Here is a 1,050-nt window from a genome sequence, read left to right on the forward strand (position 1 = left end):
TAGAGCGTTTCATGTTTTGACGGAAGCGTATCCGGCGTTTTCGAAGTAGTTCTTGCATTCGGCTGCCTCGATGGTTTCGACGAGGTGGCCGATGTGACGCCAAGTTTCCTCGATGGTTCGCTTCTGGGCCTGGCGCATCCAGTGCTTGATTTTGGCGAAGGCTTGCTCGATCGGATTGAGGTCCGGAGAGTAGGGCGGCAGATACCAAAGTCTGGCGCCGGCGGCCTTGATCATCTGCCTGATGGCCGCCGACTTATGACTTCCCAGATTATCCATGACGACGATATCGCCGGGCTTCAGCACCGTGATGAGCTGCTGCTCGACATAGGCACGGAAGCATTGGCCGTTGATCGGGCCGTCGAAGACGCAAGGAGCCGCGAGCCGATCCCAGCGCAGTGCGCCGAGGAAGGTCAGCGTGCGCCAGTGGCCGTGTGGAGCCAAACCGCGCAGCCGTTTGCCCTTCGGCCCCCAACCGCGCAGCGGAGCCATGTTGGTCTTGATCCAGGTCTCGTCGATGAAGACAAGGCACTGCGGATCAAGGCCACCCTGCCAGGACCGCCATCGCTGACGCCTGCGGGCAACATCAGCGCGCGCCTGCTCAAGGGCGAACAGCGTTTTTTTTGAAGCTCAGGCCCTCACGGCGCAGAAACATCCAGACCGTGTTGTGCGAGACCTTGATCCCATGCGCATCCAACTCGTCCTTTAGCCGATGCAGCGTCAGCTCAGAGGTCTGATTGATCCGTTCAACAATGAAGGCCCGATGCGGCTCCAGAACGCGCTTGCGATGTCCGCCCATCTTGCCCGGCGCCACCGAGCCGGTGGCACGGTAACGCTGCGACCACTTCACTACAGAGGAAACCGCAACGCCAAAGCGCGATGCCACAGCACGGCAGTTCTCCCCGGCGCCAACTGCCTCGACAACACGCTCACGGAGATCGTTTGAAAGCGCTCGCGTCATCAGATGCTGGCCTCCAATCCAGCCAGCATCTTGAATCACAAACCAGCTGCTTTGGGAATCCTACGATTCTCTCAAAACAGGAACCGCTCTAG

The 1,050-nt window shown here is 59.6% G+C and carries 1 protein-coding gene; it reads right to left on the reverse strand.

Annotation, left to right across the window (positions count from 1 at the left end):
- Nucleotides 1–9: 9 nt before the first annotated feature.
- Nucleotides 10–958, reverse strand: a protein-coding gene (locus tag EN804_RS34485; protein WP_135922297.1) for an IS630 family transposase whose coding sequence is annotated in 2 segments (ribosomal slippage) — nucleotides 10–621 and nucleotides 623–958 — 948 coding nt in all. Because the reading frame shifts where the segments join, the coding sequence is not laid out codon by codon here.
- Nucleotides 959–1,050 lie beyond the last annotated feature (92 nt).

Source organism: Mesorhizobium sp. M8A.F.Ca.ET.161.01.1.1 (genome assembly GCF_004792105.1).
Classification (GTDB): domain Bacteria; phylum Pseudomonadota; class Alphaproteobacteria; order Rhizobiales; family Rhizobiaceae; genus Mesorhizobium.